Origin of the sequence: Corynebacterium sp. CCUG 69979 (assembly GCF_024454095.1) — a bacterium.
Classification (GTDB): Bacteria; Actinomycetota; Actinomycetes; order Mycobacteriales; family Mycobacteriaceae; genus Corynebacterium; species Corynebacterium genitalium.
Window position 1 is genome coordinate 1 of sequence record NZ_JAGPZA010000026.1, and the last position, 25008, is coordinate 25008.

At 62.4% G+C, this 25008-nt stretch carries 27 protein-coding genes; 22 read left to right on the top strand and 5 right to left on the bottom strand.

The features are described 5' to 3' along the window. Nucleotides 1-82: 82 nt before the first annotated feature. From KBX18_RS10900 to KBX18_RS10970, 15 genes are all read left to right on the top strand, one after another. Nucleotides 83-694, top strand: a complete 612-nt coding sequence (locus KBX18_RS10900) for a hypothetical protein (protein WP_255996134.1) — start codon at nt 83-85, stop codon at nt 692-694. A gap of 26 nt (nt 695-720) precedes the next feature. Continuing rightward, on the top strand, nt 721-1575 hold the full coding sequence (locus KBX18_RS10905; RefSeq protein WP_005290557.1) for a hypothetical protein: 855 nt from the start codon (nt 721-723) through the stop codon (nt 1573-1575). A 47-nt stretch (nt 1576-1622) separates the two neighbouring features. Continuing rightward, complete coding sequence (locus tag KBX18_RS10910) at nt 1623-2075, top strand: hypothetical protein (protein WP_255996137.1); 453 nt, start codon at nt 1623-1625, stop codon at nt 2073-2075. 335 nt (nt 2076-2410) lie between these two features. Then, nucleotides 2411-3217: a F0F1 ATP synthase subunit A gene (gene atpB, locus KBX18_RS10915; protein WP_005290553.1), complete on the top strand. Its 807-nt coding sequence runs from the start codon at nt 2411-2413 to the stop codon at nt 3215-3217. Between the two features lie 101 nt (nt 3218-3318). Then, complete coding sequence (locus KBX18_RS10920) at nt 3319-3558, top strand: ATP synthase F0 subunit C (protein ID WP_005290550.1); 240 nt, start codon at nt 3319-3321, stop codon at nt 3556-3558. Between the two features lie 54 nt (nt 3559-3612). Further along, complete coding sequence (locus tag KBX18_RS10925; protein ID WP_255996140.1) at nt 3613-4209, top strand: F0F1 ATP synthase subunit B; 597 nt, start codon at nt 3613-3615, stop codon at nt 4207-4209. A gap of 7 nt (nt 4210-4216) precedes the next feature. Next, the gene (locus tag KBX18_RS10930; RefSeq protein ID WP_255996142.1) at nt 4217-5059 is read left to right on the top strand and encodes a F0F1 ATP synthase subunit delta; all 843 of its coding nucleotides are present in this window, start codon (nt 4217-4219) and stop codon (nt 5057-5059) included. Nucleotides 5060-5100: 41 nt separating this feature from the next. After that, nucleotides 5101-6747: a F0F1 ATP synthase subunit alpha gene (gene atpA, locus KBX18_RS10935; protein ID WP_255996144.1), complete on the top strand. Its 1647-nt coding sequence runs from the start codon at nt 5101-5103 to the stop codon at nt 6745-6747. Between the two features lie 71 nt (nt 6748-6818). After that, nucleotides 6819-7793 carry a F0F1 ATP synthase subunit gamma gene (locus KBX18_RS10940; RefSeq protein WP_005290542.1) on the top strand — a complete coding sequence of 325 codons (975 nt, stop codon included), beginning with the start codon at nt 6819-6821 and terminating at the stop codon, nt 7791-7793. A 3-nt stretch (nt 7794-7796) separates the two neighbouring features. Next, the gene (gene atpD / locus KBX18_RS10945) at nt 7797-9320 is read left to right on the top strand and encodes a F0F1 ATP synthase subunit beta (protein ID WP_005290540.1); all 1524 of its coding nucleotides are present in this window, start codon (nt 7797-7799) and stop codon (nt 9318-9320) included. Nucleotides 9321-9329: 9 nt separating this feature from the next. Then, entirely contained in the window at nt 9330-9692 is a 363-nt protein-coding gene (locus KBX18_RS10950; RefSeq protein WP_255996147.1) for a F0F1 ATP synthase subunit epsilon, read from the top strand. A gap of 133 nt (nt 9693-9825) precedes the next feature. Then, the gene (locus tag KBX18_RS10955) at nt 9826-10284 is read left to right on the top strand and encodes a DUF2550 domain-containing protein (protein WP_255996149.1); all 459 of its coding nucleotides are present in this window, start codon (nt 9826-9828) and stop codon (nt 10282-10284) included. Nucleotides 10285-10303: 19 nt separating this feature from the next. Beyond that, the gene (gene nucS / locus KBX18_RS10960; RefSeq protein ID WP_255996151.1) at nt 10304-10996 is read left to right on the top strand and encodes an endonuclease NucS; all 693 of its coding nucleotides are present in this window, start codon (nt 10304-10306) and stop codon (nt 10994-10996) included. A gap of 23 nt (nt 10997-11019) precedes the next feature. Continuing rightward, nucleotides 11020-11304, top strand: a complete 285-nt coding sequence (locus KBX18_RS10965) for a hypothetical protein (protein ID WP_083770313.1) — start codon at nt 11020-11022, stop codon at nt 11302-11304. A gap of 23 nt (nt 11305-11327) precedes the next feature. Continuing rightward, nucleotides 11328-11633, top strand: a complete 306-nt coding sequence (locus KBX18_RS10970) for a thiamine-binding protein (protein WP_005290533.1) — start codon at nt 11328-11330, stop codon at nt 11631-11633. A gap of 34 nt (nt 11634-11667) precedes the next feature. Here the strand turns inward: KBX18_RS10970 and glgB are convergent, their stop codons facing one another. Next, entirely contained in the window at nt 11668-13860 is a 2193-nt protein-coding gene (glgB, locus tag KBX18_RS10975) for a 1,4-alpha-glucan branching protein GlgB (protein ID WP_255996155.1), read from the bottom strand. A 28-nt stretch (nt 13861-13888) separates the two neighbouring features. Then, complete coding sequence (locus KBX18_RS10980) at nt 13889-15913, bottom strand: maltotransferase domain-containing protein (protein ID WP_255996157.1); 2025 nt, start codon at nt 15911-15913, stop codon at nt 13889-13891. 64 nt (nt 15914-15977) lie between these two features. On the opposite strand from KBX18_RS10980, the gene KBX18_RS10985 reads away from it, so the two are divergent. The 7 genes from KBX18_RS10985 (at nt 15978) to KBX18_RS11015 (ending at nt 22823) form a co-directional block, all read left to right on the top strand. Further along, nucleotides 15978-16835 (top strand): ABC transporter ATP-binding protein, encoded by an 858-nt coding sequence (locus tag KBX18_RS10985; protein ID WP_255996159.1) that lies wholly within the window; start codon nt 15978-15980, stop codon nt 16833-16835. Next, entirely contained in the window at nt 16835-17662 is an 828-nt protein-coding gene (locus tag KBX18_RS10990) for an NUDIX hydrolase (protein WP_255996160.1), read from the top strand. The genes KBX18_RS10985 and KBX18_RS10990 overlap by 1 nt, the downstream gene beginning before the upstream one ends. Then, nucleotides 17652-18848, top strand: a complete 1197-nt coding sequence (locus KBX18_RS10995; protein ID WP_255996162.1) for an SAM-dependent methyltransferase — start codon at nt 17652-17654, stop codon at nt 18846-18848. The genes KBX18_RS10990 and KBX18_RS10995 overlap by 11 nt, the downstream gene beginning before the upstream one ends. Nucleotides 18849-18858: 10 nt before the next feature. Beyond that, nucleotides 18859-19632: an electron transfer flavoprotein subunit beta/FixA family protein gene (locus KBX18_RS11000; RefSeq protein ID WP_005290523.1), complete on the top strand. Its 774-nt coding sequence runs from the start codon at nt 18859-18861 to the stop codon at nt 19630-19632. Nucleotides 19633-19641: 9 nt separating this feature from the next. Then, nucleotides 19642-20607, top strand: coding sequence for an electron transfer flavoprotein subunit alpha/FixB family protein (locus KBX18_RS11005; RefSeq protein ID WP_370687250.1), 966 nt, complete (start codon nt 19642-19644; stop codon nt 20605-20607). Further along, complete coding sequence (locus KBX18_RS11010) at nt 20591-21697, top strand: cysteine desulfurase family protein (protein ID WP_255996166.1); 1107 nt, start codon at nt 20591-20593, stop codon at nt 21695-21697. Before KBX18_RS11005 ends, KBX18_RS11010 begins: the two co-directional genes overlap by 17 nt. Nucleotides 21698-21767: 70 nt before the next feature. After that, nucleotides 21768-22823: a glycoside hydrolase family 25 protein gene (locus KBX18_RS11015; RefSeq protein WP_255996167.1), complete on the top strand. Its 1056-nt coding sequence runs from the start codon at nt 21768-21770 to the stop codon at nt 22821-22823. Nucleotides 22824-22844: 21 nt separating this feature from the next. Here the strand turns inward: KBX18_RS11015 and KBX18_RS11020 are convergent, their stop codons facing one another. The 3 genes from KBX18_RS11020 to KBX18_RS11030 are packed head-to-tail and all read right to left on the bottom strand — an operon-like array spanning nt 22845 to nt 24924. Then, nucleotides 22845-23639 (bottom strand): spermidine synthase, encoded by a 795-nt coding sequence (locus KBX18_RS11020; RefSeq protein ID WP_255996168.1) that lies wholly within the window; start codon nt 23637-23639, stop codon nt 22845-22847. A gap of 11 nt (nt 23640-23650) precedes the next feature. Then, entirely contained in the window at nt 23651-24400 is a 750-nt protein-coding gene (locus KBX18_RS11025) for an ABC transporter permease (protein ID WP_255996169.1), read from the bottom strand. 2 nt (nt 24401-24402) lie between these two features. Further along, the gene (locus tag KBX18_RS11030; protein WP_255996170.1) at nt 24403-24924 is read right to left on the bottom strand and encodes a hypothetical protein; all 522 of its coding nucleotides are present in this window, start codon (nt 24922-24924) and stop codon (nt 24403-24405) included. Between the last annotated feature and the right edge of the window lie 84 nt (nt 24925-25008).

The window sequence follows — 25008 nt, forward strand, 5'->3', positions numbered from 1 at the left end:
CATGGAGGTAGATTACCTTTCCCCGACTCAACACAGCCGGACTCAGAGGTGTCTACCAAACAGGGGTCAGGTCCGGGGCCTTGTGCTCATCGCCATTGGTTCGATCACGTCGTGGTTTCTCATCGACTACCTTGGCGGCTTTGAGGCGCTCTACTACTACACCGACGGTTATGACGCGGAAGACATCATCGACACGATCGATTACGGTCCCTCGAAGCATCTTCCTACCGACACGTTATGGTGGCTAGCCATTGACGGCCCGCACACGAACACGCCTTTCTCGCTGGTGAAATCACTCGGCTTCGCGGTGCTGTTCCTCGGGCTCACGTTGGTTATCTCGCAGGCACTGCGCCACGTGCTGTTCCCGCTGATCGCGGCTGGATCGATGACGCTGACCATTTATGTCACCCACCTGGTCTCATTCGCCTACTTCACCGACTCGATCAAGGCCTACCGGACGGAATGGTTCCTGGGCCAAGTAATATTCTTCCTCATCTTCGCCAGCTTCTGGCATCTTGCATTCGGCCAGGGGCCCTTGGAGCGCATCATCTCTAAGACGTGCAAGGGCGTGAGTAAGCGACTGGTGCCGAAGAATGCGCCAGTCAGCGAAGACCGCTCCACCGCGGCGCCGGCTGCTGCAGGTGAGAACACCCACACCCCAACAGATGCGGAGCAAAGCGACCCTAGAGAATAAACCTTCAACATTGAGGTACCCGTGACATGAAGAAAACTAAAGAAATGGGCCGCGTACGACACGTGGCGCAACGAGCTATCCTCTCGGTGATCACCGCCGTCGGGGTGGGGCTAAGTGCTGCCGCCTGTAGCAGCGGGGCACACCCAGAGCCCATGACCGCGCGGGACGGAAAAGAATCGCTGAAGCCCATCGGTAGCAAGAGCGGAGAAGCTCAATCTGAGGAAAGCCCCGTCGACAACGAGGGTGAGTTGAGCGACAGCGCTGAGCAGTCGAACGAGCCCGCGCCAAAGATCCCCGAGGTTCTTTACCCGAACGGTGTGGAAACGAGACTGACTCCACCGGGGACAGAATTGCCCTTCGGTGAGCCCGCGATTGTTGCGAGCGCTGATGCTGAAGGCCGTCTGCTGGTCTGGTCCGTGACCCCGTACCAGGGAATTGACCTTGCCCCTGAGCAGGTCGCACTGGCCCCGGCCACGGCCGCCGAAGGCAACAAGGAGTACGTGTGCTTCGCCTACGACATTGCGTACCTCGGCGCGGTCGCCAAGGCTTCTGGTCGCGATGATGTCGTCCCCGGAGTGGGTGACATCAGCGGGGCGGCTGTAGTGCCCCCGGAACTGTTGCCCGGCACCACCGAAGGCGAAACGACAATGCGACTTGTCGGCGGTGCGGACGACGCTTGCGGCATCCCCCCGGCATCGCGGGTGCCGGTGGCCCAAGCTGGTTTGGTTATGAACTACCCATACGCGCGCGCTGCTGTAGCCGCCGTCGAACTGGGCGGCAAAGATGCAGCGCGGCCGGCGACGTTGATGTACCCGTTTGACTACGGTCTTCCCGGTGTTGCCGATGCCGGTAATACCGTGGAGCCGATTATCTGGCGTTAGCAGCGGAGCGTCGAGAAGCAACTGGGCCTTCTGTAGTATCAGGGTCCGTGAACACTTCCGACGCCCGAACATCCGGCCACGCCGTGAACGATACTTCTGAGTTCCAGGACCACCGCCGCCCGCTCATCCGTGCTTTCAAAGCAGGCGGATGGGCGCTCATTGCGATGACCATCATCTCTTTGGCGATCTGGGGGAGCATCCGGGACCTGCCGGGCATTTGGGGCGTGCTCATCGGTGCGGCGATCGGCGGCGGGTTCGTCCTATTGACCGTCGCGTCAGTTCTGGCGACGTCGGGTACATCCCCCTCAACAACCATGGCGGTCGTCCTGGGCAGCTGGTTGGTCAAGCTCATCGTCTTGATCCTGGCGCTCATGTGGCTGCGCACCATGGACTTCTATGACACGGCTGCGCTCGGTGTGACTGTCATCCTCGCGCTCATTGTCGTTCTCGCCACCGAAGTATGGGGCGTGATGACTACGAACGTGACGTATGTGGGGTGACGCACGGGGCGTCGACAAGCGCGCGGGGGAGCTGTTCTGCCCCCTGTGCTCCGTCTGTGACTGAGGTAACAGGCGCATGAAAATCGCCTACACCTGCCATAATGTGACGGCTGTGAGCCAGCAGGTAAATCGGCGAAGACTACCTCCCCCCAACATGCACGTTTTGGGGGTCCTGCTGATAGGCTAATCGCGGGTCTCACCCCTGTCCCGCGGTAGCTGATGTGCGACGGAGTCCGCCGCGGTAGGCAGAACTTCAAGACGTCCATCGCACCGCGAATCCCGACAGGTTCGCGGCCCGAGAACGGGAGAGAACGCTGAGCGTTACAACTTTGGCCATGAAGGGTAGCTTCCACGCGCCTGAACTTGGCCCAGAATTTTTCCCGGGGCAAACATACAATGAGGGCCTACACATCATCGGGGAAAACTTCCTCGGTGGTTGGTTCGCGCTGGACCGCATCATGATCGTCCGTCTTCTGATGGCGCTCGTGCTTGTGGTCCTTTTTGCTGTCGCCTTCCGGAACCCCAAATTGGTTCCGTCGGGCCTGCAAAACCTTGGTGAGATCGCCGTGGACTTCGTCCGCGTGCAAATCGCCGAAGACATCTTGGGCAAGAAGGAGGGGAAGCGGTTCCTGCCGGTTATCGCCACCATCTTCTTCACGGTCCTATTCATGAACGTAGCCACGATCATTCCGGGGTTGAACATCTCGCCGAACTCTCGCATTGGCATGCCGATTGTGCTGGCGCTGGTGGGATACATCGCCATGATCTACGCGGGTGCCGCCCGCCACGGCTTTGGCAAGTACGTGAAGCACTCCCTTGTGATTCCGAACTTGCCGCCGGCTCTTCACCTTCTGGTGGTGCCGATCGAGTTCTTCTCGACGTTCATTCTGCGTCCGGTCACGCTGGCTCTTCGTCTCATGGCGAACTTCCTTGCGGGCCACATCATTCTCGTCCTGTTGTACTCCGCCACGAACTTCTTCTTCTGGCAGCTCAACGCATGGACGGCAGTGAGTGGTCTGACTGTGATCGCAGCGCTGTTGTTCACCCTGTACGAGCTGATCATCATCTTCCTGCAGGCGTACATCTTCGCCCTTCTGGTCGCGGTGTACATCGAGCTGTCGCTGCACGCAGATTCGCACTAGTCAGGCGCGAACTGACTGACAGGCCAACTGAATAACCCCACACATTTCGTCACCGTCCGGGCCAGCAACGGGCCGGACATCAAGAAAGGGAACGACTTTCCATGAACGACATCATCCTCGCCCAGGCAAACGAGCAGACCGTGACCGGTCTCGGCACCATCGGCTACGGCATTGCCACCATCGGCCCGGGCCTCGGCATCGGCATCCTCGTCGGCAAGACCGTCGAGGGCATGGCACGTCAGCCGGAGATGGCTGGCCAGCTGCGCACCACGATGTTCCTGGGTATCGCCTTCGTCGAGGCACTGGCCCTGATCGGCCTGGTCGCCGGCTTCCTGTTCTAAAAGAACACTTCGCACAAAAGAAGTTTGTAAGACCTTTTAGATCAGGAGTAACCAATGACGAACGTCATTCACCTACTTGCGGCTGAGGGCGGCGAGAAGCTGAACCTCGAGGGAGATCCCGCTGGTGCTTCTCCGAGCATTCTGCTCCCCGCGCCGTACGACATCGTCTGGTCCCTCGTCGTCTTCATTGTCGTCTTCATCCTCTTCTGGAAATTCGTTCTGCCGAAGTTCCAGGAAGTTCTGGCTGAGCGCGAAGACAGGATCAAGGGCGGTATCGAGCGGGCTGAGTCCGCTCAGGCACAGGCAAAGGCTGCTCTGGAGAAGAACAACGCTCAGCTGGCACAGGCACGCGCCGAAGCTAACGAGATCCGCGAAGCTGCCCGCGAAAAGGGCAAGGAAATCGAAGCACAGGCACGCGCCAACGCTGAGGCTGAGTCCCGTCGCATTGTCGAAGCTGGTGAGAAGCAGCTGATGGCCTCCCGTGAGCAGGTCATTGCTGAGCTGCGCAACGAGATCGGCCAGAACTCCATCAACCTCGCAGAGGAGCTCCTCGGCGAGGAACTGTCGGATTCCACCCGCCGTTCCAACACCATCGACAGTTTCTTGAGCCAGCTGGACACCGTGTCCGCACGCTCGGCATCAGGAAAGTGAGGCGTCGATGAGAGCAGCTAGCCGCGAAGCACAGTCGGCCGTCGCAGAGAAACTGGACGCGATCATCCGCGACAAAGCCGACGCAGGCGAGTCCGTATCCGTCGCAGCCCAGGTGGGCACCGAGCTGTTCCTTGTTGTGGACCAGCTGGACAAGAACCGTGCGCTGCGCATCGCCGTGGCTGACTCTTCGCTCGCCGAAGAGCAGCGTGTTGGCATCATGAGCGAGATCTTCAGCGGCAAGGTCGCTGAAGCAACGCTTGAGGTGCTGCGCGAGGCAAGCGCACGCGAGTGGTCCGCCCCGCGCGAATTCCGTGAGGGACTCGTGCACTTGGGCCGCAGGGCACTCCTGCGCGGCGCAGAGAGCGAGAACAAGTTGGGCGAGGTCGAATCCGAGCTCTTCCAGCTGTCTCGTCTCTTTGAGCGCGAGAGCGAACTCACCCAGCTGCTGTCTGACCGCACCGCCACCACGGACCAGAAGCGTCAGCTTTTGGCCAGCGTGCTCTACGGCAAGGTGTCTATGTACACCGAAGCGTTGGCGCTGCAGGTGGTCGGCCGCCCAGAGGACAATCCGGTCGACGACATCGCAGGCATCGCCCGCGCGTCGGCCGAACTGACAGGTCGGGAGTTTGCGGCAGTGACCGCTGCAACTGAGCTGACTGATTCTCAGCGCGAGGCACTGGCAGAAAAGCTTGGACAGATTTACGGCCGCGAGATGGCCATTCACACTGAGGTTGACCCCAGCCTCCTCGGTGGTGTGACCATCCGCGTTGGCGATGAACTCATTGACGGCTCCACGCGCGGAAAACTTGAGCGCATGCGTGCCGACATGGCAGCCAACACGGCTTACTAAAACGAAATTGCTGGAAGAATCTACCGAGAGCAGGAAAGATTATGGCGGAGCTGACGATCTCCTCCGATGAGATCCGTAGCGCGATAGCGAACTACACCTCGAGCTACTCCGCGGAGGCCTCCCGTGAGGAGGTCGGCGTGGTGACGTCGGCTGCAGATGGTATTGCCCAGGTTTCCGGGCTGCCGAGCTGCATGACCAACGAGCTGCTTGAGTTCTCCAACGGCGTCATCGGCGTCGCACAGAACCTCGACACCGACACCGTCGGCGTGGTGGTCCTGGGTGACTTCGAGACGATCTACGAAGGCGACAAAGTTTCCAGGACCGGTGAGGTCCTGTCCATCCCGGTCGGGGAGGCATTCCTCGGCCGCGTGATCAACCCCCTGGGCCAGCCGATTGACGGCCTGGGTCCGATTGAGGCTGACGAAGAGCGTGTGCTCGAGCTTCAGGCAGCAGGCGTGCTCGACCGTCAGCCGGTTGAGGAGCCGATGCAGACCGGCATCAAGGCGATTGACGCCATGACGCCGATCGGCCGCGGCCAGCGCCAGCTGATCATTGGTGACCGTAAGACCGGTAAGACCGCGGTCTGCATCGACACCATCCTCAACCAGAAGGCCTACTGGGAGACCGGTGATAAGACGAAGCAGGTCCGCTGCATCTACGTTGCCATCGGCCAGAAGGGCTCGACCATTGCTGGTGTGCGCCGCACCCTCGAGGAGCACGGCGCACTCGAGTACACCACCATCGTTGCCGCTCCGGCATCCGACTCCGCAGGCTTCAAGTGGCTGGCACCGTTCGCCGGTGCTGCTCTGGGCCAGCACTGGATGTACCAGGGCAGCCACGTTCTGGTGGTCTACGATGACCTGACCAAGCAGGCTGAGGCCTACCGCGCCATCTCGCTGCTGCTGCGCCGCCCGCCGGGCCGCGAGGCATACCCGGGTGACGTCTTCTACCTGCACTCCCGTCTGCTGGAGCGCGCTGCCAAGCTTAACGACGAGCTCGGCGCCGGCTCTCTGACGGCCCTTCCGATCATCGAGACCAAGGCGAACGATGTCGGTGCCTTCATTCCGACCAACGTCATCTCGATTACGGACGGTCAGTGCTTCCTGCAGTCCGACCTGTTCAACCAGGGTGTCCGCCCGGCCATTGACGTCGGTATTTCCGTCTCCCGTGTCGGTGGTGCCGCACAGACCAAGGGCATGAAGAAGGTCGCGGGTAACCTCCGTCTGGACTTGGCCGCATACCGCGACCTCGAGTCTTTCGCAGCGTTCGCGTCCGACCTGGATGACGCTTCCAAGCGCCAGCTCGAGCGCGGCCAGCGCCTCGTCGAGCTGCTGAAGCAGCCGGAGAACTCCCCCCAGCCGGTCGAGTTCCAGATCATCTCCATCCACCTCGCTAACGAGGGCGCATTCGACTCCGTTCCCGTCGAAGATGTCCGCCGTTATGAGGCAGAGCTGCACGAGACGATCCGCGCTGAGGCCCCTGAGGTCTACGAGCAGGTCGACGGCGGCGCAGCCCTGTCCGACGAGTCGAAGGGGACCCTGGCCCGCGTCAACGAGAGCTTCGCCCAGAACTTCCAGACCTCCGACGGCGAGCGTGTCGTGCGCGAGCCGGAGGCTGATGCTATGGACGAGAGCGACATCTCGAAGCAGCAGCTCAACGTCTCTCGCAAGTCGCAGAAAAAGGATTAGTTCAGACTCGCGCTGTTCTGGGCTAAAGAACCTAGAGAAACACGACTTAAGAGAGAGGAGGAGCACACACTATGGCAACACTTCGCGAACTGCGTGACCGCATCAAGTCGGTCAACTCGACAAAGAAGATCACCAAGGCTCAGGAACTGATCGCAACATCGCGCATTACCAAGGCCCAGCGTCGCGTGGAGGCGGCTCAGCCGTACGCCAACGAGATGCAGGATGTCATGGAGCGGCTTGTCGCTGCGACCAACCTGGACCACCCGATGCTTCGCCAGCGCGAAAACGCCAAGGTCGCCGCAATGCTGGTGGTCACCTCTGACCGCGGTATGGCCGGCGGTTACAACCACAACGTGCTCAAGAAGGCTGGCGAGCTGGAGCGCATGCTCCGCGACGCCGGCTACGAGGTTGTCCGCTACGTCACCGGCGGCAAGGGTGTGACCCACTACGACTTCCGTGATCAGGAGATCGCGGGGGAGTGGACTGGTTGGTCCCAGGACCCGACGTGGGAGGGTACGCACGACGTGCGCCACCACATGGTCGGCGGTTTTGAAGCCACCTCGGAAGGTGAGGTCAAGTGGCGCGAGGGCATCCGCGCGCCGGAAGGCCAGGCCATTCGAGGCTTCGACCAGGTCCACGTGGTTTACACCAAGTTCGTCTCCATGCTGTCGCAAGAGGCAACGGCTCACCAGCTGCTGCCCATCGAGCCCGTCTTCGAGGACGTCGAGTTCGAGCAAGAGGACTTGTTCACCACGTCAGGCGAGACCATGCCGGACATGGAGTTCGAGCCGGACGCTGAGACGCTCATGGAGAGCCTTCTCCCGGCGTACGTGTCCAGGACGCTCTACTCGATCTTCCTGGAGGCATCGGCGGCGGAGTCTGCATCGCGCCGTACCGCGATGAAGAATGCGACGGACAACGCGACGGAGTTGGCTAACGGGCTGTCCCGTGAAGCTAACCAGTTGCGTCAGGCAAAAATTACTCAGGAAATCACCGAGATTATCGGCGGCGCTGGAGCGTTGTCCGGTAGCGGAGAAAGTGACTAAATCATGACTACAGCTCTATCTCACGATGAGCGTAACGACGAGCCGACCGGGGCTGAGGACAACGTCGCAGCCTCCGGTGCCGCCAACCAGGCTTCCGCTGATGAGCGCAAGCCGGCTGGTTCGGATAACGGCCGCGTCGTCCGCGTCATCGGTGCAGTCGTCGACGTGGAGTTCCCGCGCGGCGAGCTGCCTGAACTCTACAACGCACTCGAGGTCGACATTGAGCTCGATGCAGTGGCTAAGACTGTCATACTCGAGGTGGCACAGTTCCTCAACGACGGCCTTGTCCGCACGATCGCCATGGCTCCGACCGATGGCCTCGTCCGTGGCGCGCAGGTCCGCGACTCCGGTAACCCGATTTCGGTTCCGGTTGGTGACCAGGTTAAGGGCCACGTCTTCAACGCGCTCGGCGAGTGCTTGGATGATCCTTCTGTGGGCAAGGACGGCGATCGTTGGGGTATCCACCGTGAGCCGCCGGAGTTCAAGGACCTTGAGGGTAAGACCGAGATCCTGGAGACCGGTATTAAGGTCATCGACCTGCTCACCCCGTACGTCAAGGGCGGAAAGATCGGCCTGTTCGGCGGTGCCGGTGTGGGTAAGACCGTTCTGATCCAGGAGATGATTACCCGTATCGCTCGCGAGTTCTCGGGTACGTCGGTATTCGCCGGTGTCGGCGAGCGCACCCGTGAGGGTACGGACCTCTTCCTGGAAATGGAGGACATGGGCGTCCTTCCGGATACCGCCCTTGTCTTCGGCCAGATGGATGAGCCGCCGGGGGTTCGTATGCGCGTGGCCCTGTCCGGCCTGACCATGGCGGAGTACTTCCGCGATGTGCAGAACCAGGACGTGCTGCTGTTCATCGACAACATCTTCCGTTTCACCCAGGCAGGTTCTGAGGTGTCCACGCTGCTCGGCCGCATGCCGTCCGCTGTGGGCTACCAGCCGACGCTTGCCGACGAGATGGGTGTCCTCCAGGAGCGCATTACCTCCACCAAGGGCCGTTCGATTACGTCCCTGCAGGCCGTTTACGTTCCTGCGGATGACTACACCGACCCGGCCCCGGCGACGACCTTCGCCCACCTGGATGCGACGACCGAGCTGTCGCGTTCCATCGCCTCGAAGGGTATTTACCCGGCTGTGGACCCGCTGACCTCGACCTCCCGCATCCTGGAGCCGGGTATTGTCGGCGAGCGCCACTACGGTGTCGCTCAGAAGGTGATCAACATCCTGCAGAAGAACAAGGAGCTGCAGGACATCATCGCCATCCTCGGTATGGACGAGCTGTCCGAAGAGGACAAGATCACCGTTATGCGCGCTCGTAAGATCCAGCGCTTCCTCGGCCAGAACTTCTTCGTTGCGAAGAAGTTCACCGGCGACGAGGGCTCGTACGTCCCGCTCGAGGAGACCATCGAGGCCTTTGACAAGCTGGCTGAGGGCGAGTTCGACCACTACCCGGAGCAGGCCTTCAACAACCTTGGTGGCCTCGAGGACGTCGAAGCTCAGTACAAGAAGCTGCAAGAGAAGTAGGAGAAGCTCATGGCTGAAATCACCGCAGAACTGGTCTCCGTTGATCGCATGCTGTGGTCCGGCGAGGCATCCATTGTCACCGTCCAGACCACCGATGGTGAGATCGGCTTCATGCCCGGCCACGAGCCTTTCCTTGGCCAGCTCAAAGAAGATGGTGTTGTGACCATCAGCCCGACCGACGGCGACAAAGTCGTCGCCGCTGTGCAGGGCGGGTTCGTTTCCGTGGTGGGAAACAAGGTCACCGTCTTGGCTGACTCCGCGAAGTTCGCCTCTGAGGTGGACAGCAACGAGCAGTTCGACGACGAGGATCCGGCCCAGAAGGCACGCCACGATTCTGAGCAGGCTGCTCTTCGCCGCATTGGCAGCGCGTAGTACGCGCACTCGCGATTTATCGGGTTGAACCCCCGTCCAGGCCAGTCTGGACGGGGGTTCACCCTTTGCGTGCGGGGGTGGTCAAACTTTCGTCTATTCACTGTGAACAATCTGGCGGTTACACTGGCTCTTTATGAAGATCGTCGGGTACCTCCTTATCGTGGTGGCGGTCATCGCCGTCTGCGCGGCGGTGTGGCGGTTTCTGACGGTGCGCAACAACGGCACTCAGGCGCTGATCCGGGTGCTACCGGCGCAGGGGACGCACGGTTGGCGCCACGGCGTGATCACGTACTCCGGCGACCACATGCGCTTCTACAAGCTGCGCTCTCTGTCTTTCGGGGCGGATGAGGTACTCACGCGCAACGACATTTCCATTACCGGGCGCAGAAAAGCCACTGAGACCGAGCGGGATTTCATGCCCGGGGTCGAGGTGGTTGTTCTTTTTTCTGCGGATGGCAACGACTACGAGTTCGCCACGGAGTGCCATGCGTCGATGGCGCTGATCTCATGGCTGGAGTCTGCCCCGGATAAACGCCATGTGCGTGCTGATATCGAGCACCTGCGCAACCGCGCTTTCAAGGCGCAGACCTAAGCCCGCTAGGCTGGAACGCATGCGTCTTGTTATTGCTCGTTGCTCGGTGGATTACGTCGGTCGCCTTGACGCCCACTTGCCCTTGGCGGACCGGTTGATCATGATCAAAGCTGACGGGTCATTGTCTGTGCACGCTGACGACCGCGCATACAAGCCGCTGAACTGGATGACTCCGCCGTGCACGATCAGCGAAGAGCCGATTCTCGACGTCGACGGCGAAGACACGGGGGCCCAGTTGTGGGTGGTGGAGAACCCGAAGGGCGAGCAGCTGCGCGTGACTCTCGAAGAGATCCATGAGGACTTGTCCTACGACTTGGGCACCGATCCGGGGTTGGTCAAGGACGGCGTGGAGGCGCATCTCCAGGAGCTTTTGGCAGAGCACATCACTACACTGGGCGACGGTTTCACCCTGGTCCGCCGCGAGTACCCAACCCCGCTCGGTCCGGTGGACATCATGGCCCGCGACGGCGAGGGTGTGGCAGTCGCCGTTGAGGTCAAGCGCCGCGGCGGCATCGACGGCGTCGAGCAGCTCAGCCGCTATTTGGACATGCTCGGCCGCGACAGCCTCGTCGGTCCGGTCAAGGGCGTGTTCGCCGCGCAAGAGATCAAGCCGCAAGCGAAGACACTCGCCGAGGATCGCGGCATTCGGTGCGTCACGCTCGACTATGACGAACTGCGCGGCATCGAATCCAACGAACTGCGCCTGTTCTAGGACCGCGAGGTAGGAAGCAGCCCATGCCACGGAGAAATCGGCGCGACAGGGGAGCGTACATGCCGGGCCGCAGCCTCCCTCGCGACGGCGGCACCTATTGGGGCACGCGGGAGGAAGAAGGCCCGCACGGGGACATCTACTTGGTGCGCCAGATCGGATCTGCTTCGGCGACGAAGTTCTACGTGTGCCCCCGCTGCAATCAGAACATTCCGCCCGGGGTGGCGCATATCGTCGCATGGCCGCGCGACACCGGCAGGCAAGGGGATGACCGGAGGCATTGGCACCGCCATTGCTGGGAGCGTAGATAAGCGATCCCGCTAAGCTTAGGGCCATGATTCTCGCGTTCTCCGTTGCCCCGACCGAAACTCCCGACAACACTGCCGCGATGTCTGAGGCAGTCTCACGCGCGGTGAAAATCGTGCGCGATTCGGGTCTGCCTAATGAGACGAACGCGATGTTCACGCTCGTCGAAGGAGAGTGGGACGAGGTGATGGACGTGGTCAAACGCGCCACTGAAGCCGTGCAGGAAGTGTCTCCGCGCGTGTCGCTGGTGATCAAGGCCGACATCCGCCCTGGGTACACGGGGCAGATTGAGGGCAAGGTGGCAAGCGTCGAAAAGCATTTGGGCGAGGGTTAACTCACGTCCCTCGCCCTGCTTACCTCACCCGCGCTTACCGCAGCGTGTAGTACTGCACGCTCATAGCCGGGATGTGGAAGGTTGCGGACTGCTCGAAGGTGTCCCATTCACGGTCCTCGGTGGCGACAGTGTCCGGCAGCTCATTACCAGCACCCTTGTACTTCGCGTCGTCGGTATTGAGGATGAGTTCCCACTCGCCAGCGCGGGGTAGACCAAGGCGGTAATCCGTCTGCGGGGCGCCGGACAGGTTGACCACGGCCAGCACCGGCACAGAGTCCACGCCCCAGCGGATGTAGGCCAGGACGTTGTGCTCTGCGTCGTCGCCCTTGATCCACTGGAAACCCATGGGGGTATTGTCCTGGCTGAACAGTGCCGGGGTGTCCTTGTACAGGTGGTTGAGGTCGCGGACGAGTGTGCGGATGCCCTCGTGGTATTCGGCGCCCCAGTCTTGCAAGTTGTCCCAGTTGACGGAGCCGGCTTCAGCCCATTCGGTCTGCTGGCCGAACTCGCAGCCCATGAACATCAGCTGCTTGCCCGGGTGGGAGAACATGTAGCCGAACAGGGTGCGCACACCGGCGGCCTTGTTCCACTCATCACCCGGCATGCGCTCCCACAGGGATCCCTTTCCATGGACCACCTCGTCGTGGGAGAAGGGGAGCACGTAGCTCTCGGAGAAGGCATAGACGAGGGAGAACGTGACCTCGTTGTGGTGGAAGGAGCGGTGTATCGGGTCGAGGGAGAAGTACTCGAGGGTGTCATTCATCCAACCCATGTTCCACTTCAGGGAGAAACCCAGGCCGTCGGCAGAGGTCTGCGCCGTGACACCCGGCCACGCAGTGGACTCTTCGGCGATGGTGAGCACACCGGGGTGGGAACGGTGCACGGTGGCGTTGAACTCCTGGAGGAACTGAACTGCGTCGAGGTTCTCGCGGCCGCCGAACTCATTGGGCAGCCACTCGCCCGGCTCGCGGGAGTAGTCCAGGTACAGCATCGATGCCACCGCATCGACACGCATGCCGTCGAGGTGGAACTCCTCGAACCAGTACAGAGCGTTGGCCACGAGGAAGTTGCGCACCTCGTTGCGGCCGAAGTCGAAGACGTAGGTGCCCCAGTCTTTCTGCTCGCCGCGGCGCCAGTCCGGGTGCTCGTAGAGGGCGGTACCGTCGAAACGACCCAGGGCCCAATCGTCCTTCGGGAAGTGCGCGGGCACCCAGTCAACGATCACGCCGATGCCGGCCTGGTGGAGGGTGTCTACGAGATAGCGGAAGTCATCCGGGGTGCCCCAGCGCGCGGTCGGTGCGTAGTAGCCGGTGACCTGGTACCCCCAGGATCCACCGAAGGGGTGCTCGGCGACAGGCAGGAACTCCACATGGGTGAAACCGTTCTCGACCAAGTAGGGGACAAGCTCCTTGGCCAGCTCGCGGTAGCCGTAACCGACGCGCCAGGAGCCGACGTGGCACTCGTAGACGCTCATCGGGGCGTTCGTAGCGTCAATGCCCGGACGGGCCGCCATCCACTCGTGATCGCGCCACTCGTAGGTGCTCTCGCCGGCGATGACCGACACCGTCTCCGGCGGGGTCATTGTCTGCTTGGCCAGCGGGTCGGCCTTGTCGCGTGCGACACCATCCACACCCTGGACAGTGAACTTGTACTGGGTGCCCGGCGCGAGGTCCGGAATGAAGATCTCCCACACGCCCGTCGAGCCCAGGGTGCGCATCGGGTACTGGTTCGGGTTCCAGTTGCAGAAGTCACCGACGACGGCAACGCCCTGTGCGTTCGGGGCCCATACAGCGAACGAGGTACCGGAAACATCGCCCATGGGGGTGTGGTAAGTGTGCTGGTTTGCACCGAGGACTTCCCACAGGCGCTCGTGGCGGCCCTCACCGAGAAGGTGCAGGTCGAACGAAGTCAGCGTGGGCAGGAAGTGGTACGGGTCCGCTGTGATCACCGGGTCGCCCTCCGGGTAGGTGATCTGCAGGCGGTAATCCGGTGCCAGGTCATCTTCGAGCCCGCGTACCCAGATGTCGTCCCCGATGGGGGTCATGGGCAGGCCTTGGTTGTGGATGAGCACGTCCACTGCGGTCGCGCCGAGCACGCGGGCACGGATCACGGAGCCGGATGGTGTTGAGTGCCAGCCGTAGAAGTCGTGGGGAGCGTGGTGCTTGCACTCGATCAGGCGCTGACGGTCTGCCTCGGGGATGAGCAGCTGGGGGTCAGGGGAGGTCATGGTGTTCCTTTGCGGGTTATCTAAAGCGTTAGGGGCGGTAGTCAGCGTCTGCGAGATCGCGGAAGGCGAGGCGCTCGCGCAGGGATGCGTCGATAAGCGGGAGCCTGAAGATGTGGGCGACATTGTCCATCGGGCTCAAGCGCACGTAGTTGCGCATGGTCCATTCGTAGTCGGCGCCGGAGACGAGGTCGTGCACCGGGAAGGTGGCGCTGGGGGCCAAGCCGAGGGCTTCCATGTTCAGCGTCACGTTGCATTCCTGTGCGTAGGTCGGATCGAGGTTGACCACGACGAGGATGCAGTCGCCGGTGGCTGCATCGAATTTGGAGTACGCAATGACTTGGTCGTTGTCTGCGGTGTGGAAGTGCAGGTTGCGCAACTGCTGCAGGGCAGGGTGGTCCTTGCGGATCTGGTTGAGCAACGTGATGTACGGGGTGAGCGAATCCCCGCGCTGCTCAGCACCAGCGAAGTCGCGCGGGCGGAGCTGGTACTTCTCGGAGTCCAGGTACTCCTCGCTGCCCGGGGCGACCGGCTCGTGCTCGTACAGCTCGAAACCGGAGTACATGCCCCACAGCGGGCTCAAGGTCGATGCCAGGGTGGCACGAATAGCAAATGCCGCCCGGTTCCCGGTCTGGATGAAGGCCTGGAGAATGTCCGGGGTGTTCACCCAGAAGGACGGGCGAGAGATGTCGGCGAAGCGCACACAGTCTTGTGCGAAGCCCGTCAGCTCCTTTTTCGTGGTCTTCCACGGGAAGTAGGTGTAGGACTGCGAGAACCCAGCCTTGGCCAGGCCGAGCAGGCGCGGCGGGCGGGTGAACGCCTCGGCCAGGAAGATCACCTCAGGGTGTGTCTCGTGGACTTTGGCGATCAACCAGTGCCAGAAGTCAACCGGTTTCGTGTGCGGGTTGTCCACGCGGAAGGTGGTGATGCCCAGGTCCACCCACGTCATCAACGCGCGGTAGATCTCTTCGTAGATGACATCAGAGGCGTTGTCGAAGTTGATGGGGTAGATGTCCTGGTACTTCTTGGGCGGGTTCTCGGCAAACGCGATGGTGCCGTCCGCCAGCACGGTGAAGAAGTCAGGGTGCTCCTTGGCCCACGGGTGGTCGGGCGCGGCCTGGAGAGCGAAGTCGAGCGCGACTTCCAAGCCCAACTCTTCAGCCCGGTCCAACAGCGCCCGCAGATCCTCGGTCGTACCCAGCTCCGGGTGGACCGCGTCGTGGCCGCCCAATACGGAACCGATCGCCCACGGGGAGCCCACATCGCCGTCCTCAGCCACCAGAGTGTTGTTCGGGCCCTTACGGTTGACTTCGCCGATGGGGTGGATCGGCGGGAAGTAGACGGTGTCAAAGCCCATCGCGGCGACACGCGGCAGAGCCTCCGCAGTAGTGGCGAAAGTGCCGTGGACGGGGCGGCCTTGTTCATCCCACCCGCCGGTGGAGCGGGGGAAGAGCTCGTACCAAGAGCTGAACAGGGCCTTGCTGCGCTCGACGAGGATTTCGCACTCCGGGCCCTGGGTGATCAGGTCGCGGACGGGGCGGGAGTGGAGGGACTGGGCAACATCGTCGGCAAGCGCCGGGGCAAGACGCTCACGCAACGGTGCATCGGACGACAAGGCTGTGGCGGCAGCGGTGAGCAATTCGCGCCGGGAGGAATCGCCCTCGGCCGCTGCACGCTCGAAAAGCTCAACGCCGTGAATGAGGTCGTTCGACATCTCTTCGGCGGACTGGCCTGCTGCGGACTTCTTGGTCACTGCGTTGCGCCACGTTGCCACCGGATCAGACCAAGCCTCAACCCGGAAGCGCCACAGGCCTTCCATGTCTGGAGTGAACACCGCGTGGCAGTAGTCGGGGCGGTTTTCCTCCGGTGTCATAAGCACGGAGCGGGACGAACCGTCCGGGGCAGTGATCACCACTGTCGCCGCGATAGCGTCGTGTCCCTCGCGCCACACCAGCGCGGAGATCGGCACGACCTCCCCAACAACTGCCTTCGTCGGTAGTGCCCCGTCGGTGGTGCGGGGCCTCACATCGTCGATACCCAAGCGTCCGATAGCCATGGCTCCCACACTAGCGAAGTCAGGGTCACACCACCGGGCAGGAAAATACGCCACAATAGGGGGCGTGACTGATCAAACTGCCCAGAATCGACCAGAGGAACCCCAGACGGATCCAGACCTGCTCATCGACTTCCGCGGAGTGGATTTCCGCCGCGGCGGCAACGTGTTGGTAGGGCCCGTGGACTGGAAAGTTGAGCTGGATGAACGGTGGGTCGTCATCGGGCCCAACGGCGCGGGAAAGACGTCGTTGATCCGGATGGCGGCAGCCCAGGAGCATCCGTCCTCAGGCACCGCCTTCGTGCTGGGGGAGCAGCTGGGCAGAACGGACATGCGCGATCTGCGCGCCGTGATCGGAATGACCACCTCTGAGCTGGGTGATCGTGTTCCCGCCGACGAGCTGGTGGAAGATCTCGTGCTCTCCGGCGGTTACGCCGTTGTGGGCCGCTGGCGCGAGGAGTACGGCGAGGTGGACTATGAGCAGGTCCACGACTCCCTCGACCACGTGGGCGCGTTCCACCTGCTGGGCCGCCGCTGGGGCACACTGTCGGACGGTGAAAAGAAGCGTGTCCTCATTGCGCGCGCGATCATGGTCAACCCCGAGTTGCTCATCATGGATGAGCCGGGAGCGGGACTTGACCTTGGTGGCCGCGAGGATCTTGTGGCGTATTTGGGTGATCTCGCGCTCGACCCTGATGCCCCGGCGATCGTGATGATCACCCACCACGTCGAGGAGATTCCCTACGGCTTCACCCACGCGATGCTGCTCAGCGAAGGCGATGTCGTTGCACAAGGGCTGGTCGATGAGGTTCTCACCAGTGAGAACCTGACGAAGGCCTACCACCAACCGATCACGTTGACGAAGGAAGACGGCCGTTTCTTCGCCCGCAGGACCCGCCGTGCTGGAGCGCACCGGAGGGCATAATGGGCTCACGCAACGAGGAGGACATGAAGGGGATCAACTACGGCCGTTTGGCGGCCACAGTGATCCTCGTGCGCGACGGCATTGCGGGCTTAGAGGTCTGGATGCAAGAGCGCGTTCTCACGATGCGCAATTACCCTGGTATGACGGTCTTTCCCGGCGGTGGAGTGGATATCCGCGACTTCCCGGCCGACAAGGAGGACGCGAAAGAACTCTGGTCCGGCCGTAGCGTGCACGACTTGGCCAAGCAGCTCGACGTCAAGCCGCGCCAAGCCCATGCGCTCATGTTCGCCGCTGTGCGTGAGCTTTTCGAGGAAACAGGCACGCTGTTGCTTGTCGACGACAACGACAAACTCCTCCAAGACGCCCGCCCCTTCCACCAAATCCGCAAGCGGTTGGAAAGCCACGAACTCTCCTTCACAGAAGTGCTGGAAGAAACCGGCCTGGATGTCGATGCGACTTTGCTCAAACCTTCCGGCCGTTGGGTGGGCAAGAGCGAGAAAGGCACGTGGTTCGACACATTCACCTTCGTCGCCGAGCTTCCGCACGGTCAAGAGCCTGACGTAGCCACAGGTGAGGCAAGTGATGCGAACTGGTTCCCGCCGAGCTTGCTCATCGACGGGTGGCGCCAAGGCCTTGTCCGATTCGCACCGTCAACGTGGGCGCAGCTGTACGACATCTCCGAATTCGCCTCCGTCGACGAAATCATGGACAACGTCAAGGGCAAAGAGATCGAAGCGGTTGTCGGCGACCCCGTCGACATTCCCCGCTACCGGGAGCTGTTCGAGTCCCACCCGGTCAACCGGATGGGCAAGAAATTTGAGCTTTAACCCCGAGGAGGTCCGCTTCCTCGCCAGCCGGCTCGACGCGATCGCCGACGCAGCGGGGGAGTTGGAGCTGACAAAGAAGTCCGTCCTTGCTGACCGCCAGAGGCTCCAGCCTGTCTTCGGCGAGCACTCCCGCGCCGTCATGGAACTGGTGACCGCCCAGCGCGCGCTCGCCTCAAAGCTCCCCGCCGCAGCCAACGCAGCATCCTGGCTGACCGATACGAATGCGGCTCAGCAGGCCACCCCGCACACTGTCGCCCAGGTGCGCGCCGAACGCATCGCCCGCGCCGGGGCCTCGTTGGTGCACGACGTGACGTGTTCCATCGGCACCGAAGCCCCCGCAGTCACAGCGCAGGGCATGGATTGGCTGGGCACAGACATCGACTTCTCGCGCGTGCTCATGGCACGCCACAACGTGGGGCCGCGTGTGGCTGTGGCAGATGCGCTGCATCCCGTCACCACTCCTGCGAGCAGTGCGGGCCCGACGCGCCGGATGTGCAGCGGCTCTGGTCCAGGACGCGTCATTGTCGCTGACCCCGCCCGCCGCAAGGACGGCCGCCGGATCACCAATCCAGCTAAGCTCATCCCGCCGCTGCCGGACCTGCTTGAGGCCTATCCCTACGCCGAGATGGCCATCAAGTGCGCACCCGGCATCGATTATTCGCAGTGGCCCGGCCTGGTCAGTATCGTCAGCGAGAACGGGGCCGTGAAGGAAGCCTGTCTCTACACTCCCGGCCTTGACCCCGCGAAACGGGAAGCAGTGGTGATCCAGCCGGGGTTCACCGAACGGATCACGGATGGGGCCGGGGAGGCTGTGGACGTCGATACGCCGCGGCGCTTCATTATCGAGCCCGACGGTGCCGTCATCCGCGCTGGCCTGGTGCGCCACTGGGCGGCCAAGCACGATCTGGCGATGCTCGATCCGCACATCGCGTTCCTCACGGGCGACGCGGTTCCGGAGCACCACTCCGGATTTCCATTCATCGAGGAAGTGCCGCTGAAGAAGCTGAAACCGGCCCTGCAGGCTCATGATGCGGGTGCACTGGAGATTCTCGTGCGTGGTGTCGATGTTGACCCTGACCAGCTGCGCAACAAAATGAAACTCAAAGGCAGCACACCGATGGCGGTGGTCATCGCGCGCATCGGCGACACGGCCACTGCATATCTATGTCGTGCGCGGGTGCGCTAGGCTCGCACCCATGTCCACTATTGCCGTTCTAGTGAAAAACGTGCCCGACACGTGGTCGACAAAGACCCTCGCGGCCGACAACACGCTCGACCGCTCCAGCGCCGACAACGTGCTCGACGAGATCAGCGAATACGCCGTCGAGGCTGCCCTGCGCCTGCGCGACGAAAACGATGGTTACAAGGTCATTGCCGTCACGATGGGGCCGGAGGGCTGCGAAGAAGCATTGCGCAAAGCGATCGCAATGGGCGCAGATGACGCCATTTCGCTTATCGACGACTCCTTGGCCGGCTCCGACGCCATCGCCACTGCATGGGCCCTGAACAGTCTGCTCAGCACCATCGAGGATCTCTCACTGGTGATCATGGGCAACCAGTCCTCCGACGGCTCCACCGGTGTGCTGCCCGGCATGCTCGCCGAGTACCGCCAGGTGCCGGCGCTGACGCAGGCGTACAACCTGCGCATCGAGGCACAACAGATCCACGGCACCCGCGATGACGAGCGCGGAACCTGGGAGGTCGCAGCAGCGCTTCCGGCAGTGGTGGCCGTCACTGAGCAGTCCGACAAGCCGCGCTTCCCCAACTTCAAGGGAATGAAGGCTGCCAAGAAGCACGAGATCACTCGCTACAGCGCCGCCGACATCGGCCTGGAGGCTGTTCCGTCCGCTACCGCCGTCACCAGCGCGACCGAGGTGCCGCCGCGCACTGCCGGTGAGCTGCTGGAAGGCCCTGCCGACGACATCGCAGCTCAGGTGGTTGAGCACCTGGCCGCCCGCAACCTGATCTAAGGAGCCCACATCATGCACGTGTACGTACTTGCAGAACACGCCGGCTCGGAAGCGGGCCGTGAACTCAGTCCCATCACCGGCGAGCTGATCACCGCCGCCCGCGACCTGGGGGTCGTGTCCGTCGTGGTCGTTGGCAAACCTGGCGTCGCCGAGCACCTTGCGCCAGAACTCGCTCGCCTCGGTGCCGCCCAGGTCATCGATGCATCCACGGAGGATTACGAGGAGCGCTTGATTACCCCAGAGGTTGACGCGCTGCAGGCCCTGGGTGCCGCCAACCCCGCGCCGATCGTCATCGCGGCGACAGTGAGCGGCAACGAGATTGCCGGCCGTCTCGGCGCGCGACTTGGCGCCGGTGTGCTGGCCAATGTCACCGGTATCGAGGCGAACAAAGCGGGCCACCACGAGATTTTCGGCGGCAGCTACACCACCACTGCCGTGGCCGGGGGAGAGACCCCGATCTTCACTCTGCGCCCTGGCTCCGTGAAAGCCCAGCCCCAGGAGGCTGCAGGCGAGCTCGCCTCGATGCCGTTGCCCGCCAAGACCGACCGCGATGTGACCGTGAAGGGCTTCACCCCGAAGGCCCGCGCTGACCGCCCGGAGCTCACCGCCGCGTCGACCGTTGTCTCCGGCGGCCGCGGTGTCGGCTCGGAGGAGGGTTACAGCGATTACGTGGAAAAGCTGGCCGACGTGCTCGGCGCCGCCACCGGCTCCACCCGCGACATCGTCGACCTAGGCTGGGCCGCCCCCGAAACGCAGATCGGCCAGACCGGTGCGACTGTGTCCCCGGACCTGTACATCGCCCTGGGCATCTCCGGTGCGATCCAGCACACCTCCGGTATGCAGACTTCCGGAACGATCGTGGCTGTGAACCAGGAGCGCGACGAGCCGATCTTCGCCATTGCGGACATCGGTGTCGTCGCCGACATCGAGGATTTCGTTCCCGAGCTCATCAAGGCCCTTGAGAACCGCCGTTAGGTACTTCGACCACGCCGCCACCACGCCCATCCGTCAGGTGGCGGTGGACGCCTGGGCGGAGCACGCCCACCTACTCAATCCGGCTTCGCAATACGGTTCCGGCCGCGCAGCGAACGCTGTCCTGTCCGAGGCTCGGGAGACTATCGCGGCGCTGCTCGGCGCTGACCCGATCGAGGTCATCTTCACCGGATCCGGCACGGAAGCAGACAACCTGGCCGTTCAGGGGTTGTTCCACGCCAGCCCGTCCCACCGCGTCATCTCGACGGGGATTGAGCATCCGGCGGTGCGGGAAGCCGTCGAAAAGCTGCCGGGCGCTGAGGTCGAGCTACTCCCGGTAAGCGTCTCCGGTCACGTCGAGCCGACCGAGATTCTCGATCAGCCCGCCGCCCTGGCGACGTGCATGTGGGCGAACAACGAGACCGGGGCAATCCAGCCTGTAGAGGACATCGCGGCGTGTGCCGCGGCCGCCGGCACTCCTGTGCACGTCGACGCGGTGCAAGTCGTAGGGCATATACCCGTCGACTTTCACGCGCACCAATTCAGCACGCTAGCGGCATCCGCCCACAAATTCGGCGGGCCACGTGGCGTGGGTCTTCTGCTTGCCCGCCGCAGCCCGAAGCTCGAACCGGTCATCCACGGCGGGGGACAGGAACGCGGGATCCGCCCCGGCACCGTCGACGCAGCATCTGCCATCGCTACCGCGGCGGCGCTGAAAGAAGCCGTCGGGGAGATGGACAGTGAACGCGCGCGAGTCAGTTCACTGCGAGACCGACTGATCAGCGGCGTCACGGCAGAGATAAGCACCGCACGCGTGACGACGACCGAGCCCGCCCTTCCAGGGCACGCCCACTTCACGTTCCCCGGTGCGAACGGCGATGCGATGATCATGCTTCTCGACGGCCTCGGCATCGAAGCCTCCACCGGTTCCGCCTGCAACAGCGGGGTGAACCAGCCCAGCCATGTGCTCGAAGCGATGGGTGTGGGATCGGACGGCGCGTTGCGGTTCACGCTTGGGCGGACGACAACGCGAGAGGATGTAGACGCTGTGGTGGCTGCTCTCCCGGAGGTCATTGAGCGCGCCACGTTTTAATTCATGGATCACAGGTAAATTTGCGTGTCGCATGTGAATCTTGTGACGTTTGTGGTTTACCGTTACGCCTATGATGACTCGATCCTTGCGTCCTGCTGCCCTTTTCGGTGCTGTTGCCCTGTTTGCCACAGCACTCGTGGCCGGCCCGGTCAACGCCAACACCGACGCCAACTTCGTCAACGGCGTGGATGTCTCCAACCACCAGAACACCGGGGGAGAAACACCTATCGATTGGGACTCCGTCAAGGGTGACAATCAACGCTTCGCCTTCGTGAAGGCGACTGAAGGAACCGACTTCACTGACAAGTCCTTCCACAAGTTCGCTCAAGAAGCAGCGGATAACGGCCTGGCCGTCGGCGCGTACCACTTTGCCCGCCCGGCCCGTGATGCGTCTGCGCAGGCACACCACTTCTCCAACGTGGTCAACACCGGCCCGCAGACCGCGCTGCCGCCGGTGCTGGACCTTGAGGTCGATGAGGATCTGAGTCCGGAAGAACTCCAAGACTGGACCCGCACCTTTATGGAGATCGTGGAGAGTGAGACCGGCCGCACCCCGATCATCTACACCTACCGCTACTTCTGGGAGGAGAAGATGGGGGACACCGACGAGTTCTCCAACTACCCGCTGTGGCTGGCGGCCTGGCAGAACAAGGCACCGCGGCCTGTCGGCGGCTGGGACAAGGTGGACATCTGGCAGCGGTCCGACAACGGCCGCATCTCCGGCATCAACACCCCGGTGGACACCAACCTGTTCAATGGCAACCAGGGCCAGTTCGCCCGCTTCAGTGCCGGCGAACTGGACGCGACTGGCGGCGTGCTCGAGCAGTTCCAGGACACGGAGATAGAAAGCGAAATTTCGGACTCACTGGAGGTCTTGGAGAAGGACAACACCGCACTCGTCGCCGCGATCCGGGGGTTGACTGCCGGCATTGTGGACACCCAGCAGGTGGAAGAGGCAGCCAAGACCTTCGGCTTCGACCCGCAGGATGCCCGCAACATCGCCGACACCGCCCGCATCCAGCTCGAAAACGGCGAGCTGCCGGTCGAGGACCTGAACAAGATGATGCTCGACAGCGAATACTCCGTCGGCGACCTGCTCATCCTGCTGGACAACGCCAACAAGTAAAGGCCCGCGCGCGGCAGAGCTCTAGGTCAGAGGCGGGTCTCGGCGAACGACACCAGAAGACGCGAGGTTCCTCGCCCACGAGTCATCTTTGAAGTGGGCCGGAACGGCACCCCCGAGCAACCGTTTGGTCAGTTCGGGGGTTTCTTCTATCTCCACCGTTGAGCCGAGCAGCACGATGTTTCCGTATCTCCGCCCCTTGAGCATCGGCGGATCCGCGATCACGGCCAGGTGCTCAAAGACCTCCGCCATTCCCGCCAGCTCTTCGCGTGCTTCCTTCAGGTCGCCGTGGGAGCCGCAGTTAGCCACGTACAGGCCGTCCGCGGAGAGGGAACGTGAGCAGGCCTGGTAGAACTCGACCGTCGTCAAGCTGCGCGGTGTGGTCGCGGACTCGAACACGTCGCGGATGATCACGTCGCGGCTGGCGTCGACGAAACCGTCGGTCTCTTCGCGTGCGTCACCGACACGGATTTTCACTGCGGGTTTGCGCGGGATGTCGAACTTTGCCCGGGCTAGCACCGCCAAGTCCATGTCCCATTCCACGACCGTGTTGCGCGAATGCGGCCACACGTGCGCGAAGTAACGGGCAAGCGTGCAGCCCCCGCCGCCCAGGTGCGTCAGCCGCGGCTTCTCCCAAGTCCGGGTCTCCACTGCCGCGGCGATCCACCGCATGTACTCGAAATCGAGACGCTCCGGCTCGCCGGGGACTATATGCGAGCTGGGCACCCCGTTGACCATGAGCAGCATCGACCCGTCCGGCTCGTGAATGATCTCGGCGACGCCGGTGTCGATCTCATGGAATTCGCTGTCGTGCGCCATGAAGGTCGAGACTACAGGCGCGCATCAGTTCTGCGCAGATACGTGGTCGCGCCCGCCCAGGCGATGCTCGCGAGAACGATCGAAGCAAGGAGTACTTTCAGGATTCTGCCGACTTCAAGCGCTCCTGCGTACACGACGGCTGTGCTTTCCAGCCACATTGTGTCCGTGAGCAGAGCTTGGGGCACGACGAATTGCATACCCGGTGCACCGGAGGAGAGAACTCCGAATGCGACTATGCTCGCGACGAGCCCGATGGCGATTGGCACTGCAAAGCTGCGGATTGTCATCGATAGCAACGACTGCCATGACGCGACAGCGACGGCTGGTATGAGCGAGAACAACGCGGCCCCGACCAGGCTTGCTGGCGGCGGCCCTGAAAGCCCCGTCAACCAGCCCGCTCCGATACTTAGAACCAAGAAAACGAGCTGCATAAGTATCGTCAACGTCATGATGGTAGCGAGTTTAGAGGTGATCAGAGCTGCGTAAGAGCGCGGTGAAGTAAGCAACGGTGCCCAGTTACCGCCCCGATGCTCAACCCGCCACACCGCCGCCGTGAGAATGGCGATGCCCATGCTCATAAATAACATTCCGTAGAACAGCAGTGCTTGGGACCAGTAGCTGTCCCACCCTTGGTCAAGAGTCTCTAAGTTGGCTGCGTAGTTGCCGGCTCCGAATGCGACAGCAATGAAAGGCACGCCTAAAACGACCGTCCATATGTAGGAGCGGTGCAGTTTAAGCATGTCGTTGAGGTACAACTGCATGGCTAGACTTCCTTTCTATTGAGTCGGCAGGTTAACGCCAAGAAACCGACAGTGATCAGTGTTAAGTACGCGAGCCACGCCATCCAGCTTGGATCAGTGGCGGAGATGCCCGAATCTGAGAAACGGTAGGGAGTCGTAACCGCGAAGTATCCGAATGGGTTCATCGCTGCGAGCCACGGCGGAGACAACATCGCGCCAACCCCGAGGAAACCTCCGACGACTCCGAGCGCTAGCACTCCGACTTGGGATTCGGTCACGGCAGAGAGAATCAGCATCACGGCGAGCACGAGAATGCTCGTGATCACGCTGGCCGCGTAGAAGCCAAACCACGCTAGGGCAGCTTGTCTAGGAGGCAGCGGGGCCCCAAGCAGAATGGGAAGCGAAAAGGACAAACTGAACTCGAGAGTCTTCAACGCGGTGACCAACGGTGCGGTTACGAGCAGTTTGCGGCGTAGAAGTGAGCCGGTTGGCACACCAGCCATCGCGTTGAGCATCCACCCTCCACTCGCGTGTTCGGTATCCACAGCGCGGGGACCTGACCCCTGTTTGGTAGACACCTCTGAGTCCGGCTGTGTTGAGTCGGGGAAAGGTAATCTACCTCCATGCCT